We start from the raw sequence: 3,136 nt of genomic DNA, 5'->3' as shown, positions 1-3,136 counted from the left end.
CGATGGCGGGACGGCCGACAACGTACGCGGCGCCGCAAAGCACGCAACGGCGAGAAGCCCCGCGGCGGGAAAGACGGGTACGTGCGGGGCGCCGCAAAGCGGCAACGGCGAGCGAGCCCCGCGGCGGGACGGCCAGGTACGTGGGAGGAACCGCAAAGCGCAGTGCCCCGCGGCGCCGCAGACGACTACGTGGGAGGCCAAGCCAAGCGCAGCGTTACGTGGGGAGCAGCCCCGCGAGGAATTGGTTCAGGCCGGCGACCACCAGCTCGTGGTCGGCGGCCTGGGGTAGGCCGGAGACCGCGACGACGCCGACGACGCCCGTGCCGCGCACGCGGATCGGGAATGCGCCGCCGTGTGCGGCGAACCGGTCCGGGTCCAGTCGTGAGGACTCCTCGAAGGTGCGGCCCTTGGCGCGGAACCGGGCGCCGACGAGGAAGGAGGACTCCGCGTAGCGCTCGACGACGGCGGATTTACGGGCGATCCAGGCGTCGTTGTCGGCGGAGGTGCCCGGCAGGGCGCAGTGGAAGAGTTGCTGGGCGCCGCGCCGGATGCCGATCGTGACCTCGGCGCCGCGGTTACGGGCCAGCTTCACGAGCAGCGAGCCCAGTTCCCATGCGTCGTCGTTGCCGAACGTCTCGAAGACCAGGTGCCGTTCGTGCGCCTCCAGTGCGCGCACCTCGTCCTCGGTGGCGGGGGCGCTCATGCGCCCGGCTCGATCGGGACCGTGCAGCCCTCTGCCGCCGACCGTTTTGCGGCCTCCAGGACGCGGAGGGCGGCTGCGGCCTCCGTGGCGGTGACCGGGGGGTCGCCGCCCTCGCGGAGGGCGCGGGCGATCGCGGCGTAGTAGGCGGGGTAGTCGCCGGGGAGGGTGGGGACGGGGTCGCCGCCGCCCATCCGGGGGGAGGCCCCGGCGCCGAGCCGGCCCCAGCAGGACTTCGGCTCGACGCCCCATTCGATGCCCTCGTCGCCGGGGCGCCGGCCCTCGCGCAGGGCGGCCTCCTGGGGGTCGAGGCCGTGTTTGGTGTAGCCGGCCTTGCTGCCGAGCACCCGGAAGCGGGGGCCCAGCAGGGCGGCGGTGGCGCTCACCCAGAGGTGCGAGCGGACGCCGTTGGCGTGGGTGAGGGCGATGAACGTGTCGTCGTCGGCCTCGGCGCCCGGGCGGCGGACGTCGGACTCTGCGTAGACGGAGACGACCGGGCCGAAGAGGGTGAGCGCCTGGTCGGCGAGGTGGCTGCCGAGGTCGTAGAGGAGACCGCCGATCTCGGTGGGGTCGCCGGATTCGCGCCAGCCGCCCTTGGGGGTCGGGCGCCAGCGCTCGAAACGGGACTCGAAGCGCTGGACGTCGCCGAGCGCGCCCTCCTCGATGAGCTTGCGGACGGTGCGGAAGTCGTTGTCCCAGCGGCGGTTCTGGAAGACGGAGAGCAGCAGGCCGCGGTCGGCGGCGAGCGCGGCGAGCTTGTCGGCCTCCGCGGCCGTGGCGGCCAGCGGCTTGTCGACGACCACCGGCAGCCCGGCCTCCAACGCCGCGGTGGCGAGCGGCACATGGGTCTTGTTGGGCGACGCCACCACGATCAGGTCCAGCTCGGCGGCGCGGTCGAGGACCGCCTCGGCGGTGGGGACCGTCCGCACCTGCGGATGTTCGGCGCGGGCCTGTGCCTGCCGCTCCGGACTGCCGGTGGAGACGGTGTCGAGCAGCAGTCCGTCGGTGGCGGCGATCAGCGGGGCGTGGAAGACGGAGCCGGCCAGGCCGTAGCCGAGCAGGCCGACCCGCAGGGGGTCGCCGGGGGAGGCGCCGTTCCGCTGCGGTGCGCCGGTGCGGCTGTTCTCGCTCGTCTCACTCATGTCGACCAACTTACGCAACGCTGTTGCTTAAGTGCAAGCCCTGCCGGACAATGGGGGGTGTGAGCAGCACTGATTTTCCCTCTGTCGGCGGCGTCGCCGGGCCCGCGGGCGCCAACCTCCCCGCGCTGCGCGGGCACAACACCGCGCTGGTGCTGGGGCTGCTGCGCGCGGCCGGGGAAGCGGGGGTCAGCCGGCTGGAGCTCGCCGCGCAGACCGGGCTGACCCCGCAGGCCGTCAGCAAGATCACTGCGCGGCTGCGCACCGAGGGCCTGGCCGCGGAGGCGGGCCGCCGCGCCTCGACGGGCGGCAAGCCCGCCACCGCCCTGCGGCTGGTCCCCGGCGCCCGGCACGCCCTCGGCCTGCACCTGGACCGCGACGAGCTCACCGCCGTCCGCGTCGACCTCACCGGCCGCGCGCTCGCGGTCCGGCGCGCCCCGCTCGCCTTCACCGCGGGCGAGGAGCAGGTGCTCGGCACCGTCGAACGGGAGATCGCGGCGCTGCTCGCCGAGGCCGCGGGGCCGCCGGTGCTGGGCGTGGGGGTGGCGTGCCCGGGCCCGCTGGACCACACGGCGGGGGTGCTGCACCGCGTCACCGGCGCCCCCGAGTGGGACGGCTTCCCGCTGCGGGACGTCCTCGCCGCGCGCTTCGGCCTGCCCGCCGTGCTCGACAAGGACACCAACGCCGCGGCGCTCGGCCTGGCACAGGGCATGCCCGCGGGGGCGGGCTCCTTCGGCTATCTGCATCTGGGCACCGGCCTCGGCGCCGGTCTCGTGCTGGGCGGCAGCCTCTACCGTGGCCCGCGCACCGGCGCCGGCGAATTCGGCCACCAGATCGTCCAGTTGGACGGCCCGCGCTGTAGTTGTGGACAGCAGGGCTGCATAGAGGCGCTGTGCCTGGCCGCGGTGGCCCGCGGTGATCTCCCGGGCGCCGCACGGGCGCTGGGCGTGGGCGCGGCCAATCTCGTCGAACTCCTCGACATCGACCGGGTCCTGCTCGGCGGCCGCACCGTGCTCGACCACCCCGAGGAGTTCCTGGCCGGGGTGTCCCGGGCGCTGGCCGCCCAGGCCCGCACCCGCGGCGGCCCCGGCGCCCGCGCCGCGGTGTCCGTGGCGCTCGCCCCCGGCGGTGCCCGCACGGTCGCCGACGGCGCGGCGGAGCTGGTCCTCGCCCCGCTCTTCGGCGGCCCCCGGCCCGTACGGCAGACCGGCGAAGGGGGATGACGGTGGGCTGATGGGGGCTGATGGGGGCTGACGAGGGGGAGGTCGGCGCGGGCAGGGACGCCGTGTTCCCCACC

3 protein-coding genes are annotated in these 3,136 nt (G+C 75.4%); 1 reads left to right on the top strand and 2 read right to left on the bottom strand.

Features of this window, described 5'->3' with window-relative positions; translation table 11 throughout:
* Positions 1–214: 214 nt before the first annotated feature.
* Both ACFV1J_RS40270 and ACFV1J_RS40265 read right to left on the bottom strand, forming a co-directional pair.
* A complete protein-coding gene (locus ACFV1J_RS40270) occupies positions 215–703 on the bottom strand; it encodes a heme-degrading domain-containing protein (protein ID WP_385866973.1) in 489 nt (162 codons plus the stop codon).
* Positions 700–1,842 (bottom strand): Gfo/Idh/MocA family oxidoreductase, encoded by a 1,143-nt coding sequence (locus ACFV1J_RS40265; protein WP_385866971.1) that lies wholly within the window; start codon positions 1,840–1,842, stop codon positions 700–702. The genes ACFV1J_RS40270 and ACFV1J_RS40265 overlap by 4 nt, the downstream gene beginning before the upstream one ends.
* A gap of 50 nt (positions 1,843–1,892) precedes the next feature.
* On the opposite strand from ACFV1J_RS40265, the gene ACFV1J_RS40260 reads away from it, so the two are divergent.
* A complete protein-coding gene (locus ACFV1J_RS40260) occupies positions 1,893–3,062 on the top strand; it encodes an ROK family protein (RefSeq protein ID WP_385866969.1) in 1,170 nt (389 codons plus the stop codon).
* Positions 3,063–3,136 lie beyond the last annotated feature (74 nt).

It is taken from the genome of Streptomyces sp. NPDC059649 (assembly GCF_042734445.1).
Classification (GTDB): domain Bacteria; phylum Actinomycetota; class Actinomycetes; order Streptomycetales; family Streptomycetaceae; genus Streptomyces.
This window is presented reverse-complemented; position numbering and strand designations above follow the sequence as displayed.

Excerpts from the sequence above, each read along its gene's own strand:
- ACFV1J_RS40265 (WP_385866971.1), bottom strand. The coding sequence starts at position 1,842 with ATGAGTGAGACGAGCGAGAACAGCCGCACCGGCGCACCGCAGCGGAAC.
- ACFV1J_RS40270 (WP_385866973.1), bottom strand. The coding sequence starts at position 703 with ATGAGCGCCCCCGCCACCGAGGACGAGGTGCGCGCACTGGAGGCGCAC.
- ACFV1J_RS40260 (WP_385866969.1), top strand. The coding sequence starts at position 1,893 with ATGGGGGGTGTGAGCAGCACTGATTTTCCCTCTGTCGGCGGCGTCGCC.